2 rRNA genes are annotated in these 3,385 nt (G+C 51.0%); both read left to right on the top strand.

Annotation, left to right across the window (positions count from 1 at the left end):
* The first annotated feature begins 175 nt into the window (after positions 1-175).
* Positions 176-3,067, top strand: a 23S ribosomal RNA gene (locus tag CKW16_RS31480).
* Between the two features lie 154 nt (positions 3,068-3,221).
* Positions 3,222-3,337: ribosomal RNA gene (gene rrf / locus CKW16_RS31475) — 5S ribosomal RNA — on the top strand.
* Positions 3,338-3,385: the final 48 nt, after the last annotated feature.

The following is a 3,385-nucleotide window of genomic DNA, read 5'->3' as shown; positions in this document are numbered from 1 at the left end:
TTGATTAGATCGTTCTTTAAAAATTTGGGTATGTGATAGAAAGATAGACTGGACGTTACTTTCACTGGTAACGGATCAGGCTAAGGTAAAATTTGTGAGTTGCTCTTAATTGAGTATTATCGAATTTTCGGCGAATGTCGTCTTCACAGTATAACCAGATTGCTTGGGGTTATATGGTCAAGTGAAGAAGCGCATACGGTGGATGCCTTGGCAGTCAGAGGCGATGAAAGACGTGGTAGCCTGCGAAAAGCTTCGGGGAGTCGGCAAACAGACTTTGATCCGGAGATGTCTGAATGGGGGAACCCAGCCATCATAAGATGGTTATCTTAAGCTGAATACATAGGCTTAAGAGGCGAACCAGGGGAACTGAAACATCTAAGTACCCTGAGGAAAAGAAATCAACCGAGATTCCCTTAGTAGTGGCGAGCGAACGGGGACTAGCCCTTAAGTGGCTTTGAGATTAGCGGAACGCTCTGGAAAGTGCGGCCATAGTGGGTGATAGCCCTGTACGCGAAAATCTCTTAGTCATGAAATCGAGTAGGACGGAGCACGAGAAACTTTGTCTGAATATGGGGGGACCATCCTCCAAGGCTAAATACTACTGACTGACCGATAGTGAACTAGTACCGTGAGGGAAAGGCGAAAAGAACCCCGGAGAGGGGAGTGAAATAGATCCTGAAACCGTATGCGTACAAGCAGTGGGAGCCCACTTTGTTGGGTGACTGCGTACCTTTTGTATAATGGGTCAGCGACTTATTTTCAGTGGCGAGCTTAACCGAATAGGGGAGGCGTAGCGAAAGCGAGTCTTAATAGGGCGTCTAGTCGCTGGGAATAGACCCGAAACCGGGCGATCTATCCATGGGCAGGTTGAAGGTTGGGTAACACTAACTGGAGGACCGAACCGACTACCGTTGAAAAGTTAGCGGATGACCTGTGGATCGGAGTGAAAGGCTAATCAAGCTCGGAGATAGCTGGTTCTCCTCGAAAGCTATTTAGGTAGCGCCTCATGTATCACTGTAGGGGGTAGAGCACTGTTTCGGCTAGGGGGTCATCCCGACTTACCAAACCGATGCAAACTCCGAATACCTACAAGTGCCGAGCATGGGAGACACACGGCGGGTGCTAACGTCCGTCGTGAAAAGGGAAACAACCCAGACCGTCAGCTAAGGTCCCAAAGTTATGGTTAAGTGGGAAACGATGTGGGAAGGCTTAGACAGCTAGGAGGTTGGCTTAGAAGCAGCCACCCTTTAAAGAAAGCGTAATAGCTCACTAGTCGAGTCGGCCTGCGCGGAAGATGTAACGGGGCTCAAACCATACACCGAAGCTACGGGTATCACTTAGGTGATGCGGTAGAGGAGCGTTCTGTAAGCCTGTGAAGGTGAGTTGAGAAGCTTGCTGGAGGTATCAGAAGTGCGAATGCTGACATGAGTAACGACAATGGGTGTGAAAAACACCCACGCCGAAAGACCAAGGTTTCCTGCGCAACGTTAATCGACGCAGGGTTAGTCGGTCCCTAAGGCGAGGCTGAAAAGCGTAGTCGATGGAAAACAGGTTAATATTCCTGTACTTCTGGTTATTGCGATGGAGGGACGGAGAAGGCTAGGCCAGCTTGGCGTTGGTTGTCCAAGTTTAAGGTGGTAGGCTGGAATCTTAGGTAAATCCGGGATTCTAAGGCCGAGAGCTGATGACGAGTTACCCTTTGGGTGACGAAGTGGTTGATGCCATGCTTCCAAGAAAAGCTTCTAAGCTTCAGGTAACCAGGAACCGTACCCCAAACCGACACAGGTGGTTGGGTAGAGAATACCAAGGCGCTTGAGAGAACTCGGGTGAAGGAACTAGGCAAAATGGCACCGTAACTTCGGGAGAAGGTGCGCCGGTGAGGGTGAAGCATTTACTGCGTAAGCCCATGCCGGTCGAAGATACCAGGCCGCTGCGACTGTTTATTAAAAACACAGCACTCTGCAAACACGAAAGTGGACGTATAGGGTGTGACGCCTGCCCGGTGCCGGAAGGTTAATTGATGGGGTTAGCTAACGCGAAGCTCTTGATCGAAGCCCCGGTAAACGGCGGCCGTAACTATAACGGTCCTAAGGTAGCGAAATTCCTTGTCGGGTAAGTTCCGACCTGCACGAATGGCGTAACGATGGCGGCGCTGTCTCCACCCGAGACTCAGTGAAATTGAAATCGCTGTGAAGATGCAGTGTATCCGCGGCTAGACGGAAAGACCCCGTGAACCTTTACTATAGCTTTGCACTGGACTTTGAATTTGCTTGTGTAGGATAGGTGGGAGGCTTTGAAGCGTGGACGCCAGTTCGCGTGGAGCCAACCTTGAAATACCACCCTGGCAACTTTGAGGTTCTAACTCAGGTCCGTTATCCGGATCGAGGACAGTGTATGGTGGGTAGTTTGACTGGGGCGGTCTCCTCCTAAAGAGTAACGGAGGAGTACGAAGGTGCGCTCAGACCGGTCGGAAATCGGTCGTAGAGTATAAAGGCAAAAGCGCGCTTGACTGCGAGACAGACACGTCGAGCAGGTACGAAAGTAGGTCTTAGTGATCCGGTGGTTCTGTATGGAAGGGCCATCGCTCAACGGATAAAAGGTACTCCGGGGATAACAGGCTGATACCGCCCAAGAGTTCATATCGACGGCGGTGTTTGGCACCTCGATGTCGGCTCATCACATCCTGGGGCTGAAGCCGGTCCCAAGGGTATGGCTGTTCGCCATTTAAAGTGGTACGCGAGCTGGGTTTAGAACGTCGTGAGACAGTTCGGTCCCTATCTGCCGTGGACGTTTGAGATTTGAGAGGGGCTGCTCCTAGTACGAGAGGACCGGAGTGGACGAACCTCTGGTGTTCCGGTTGTCACGCCAGTGGCATTGCCGGGTAGCTATGTTCGGAATAGATAACCGCTGAAAGCATCTAAGCGGGAAACTAGCCTCAAGATGAGATCTCACTGGGACCTTGAGTCCCCTGAAGGGCCGTCGAAGACTACGACGTTGATAGGTTGGGTGTGTAAGCGCTGTGAGGCGTTGAGCTAACCAATACTAATTGCCCGTGAGGCTTGACCATATAACACCCAAGCAATTTGCGTCGAAAGGCCAGATTGCGGTGTGTGAAGACGAAACGAACCGAAAGTTCGAGATACTCACAAAACACCCAACTATCGCATACCCATTCGCTGGAGCGTGAACCTGAAAAGGCCCACGACCTGGCTACCGAATTTCTTGACGACCATAGAGCATTGGAACCACCTGATCCCATCCCGAACTCAGCAGTGAAACGATGCATCGCCGATGGTAGTGTGGGGTTTCCCCATGTGAGAGTAGGTCATCGTCAAGATTAAATTCCGAAACCCCTATCTGCGTATGCAGGTAGGGGTTTTGTTTT

The organism is Pseudomonas sp. Irchel s3h14, from assembly GCF_900187425.1.
Classification (GTDB): Bacteria; Pseudomonadota; Gammaproteobacteria; order Pseudomonadales; family Pseudomonadaceae; genus Aquipseudomonas.
Note: the sequence above shows the minus strand (reverse complement) of the source record. Positions and strands in the feature narration are given on the sequence as shown.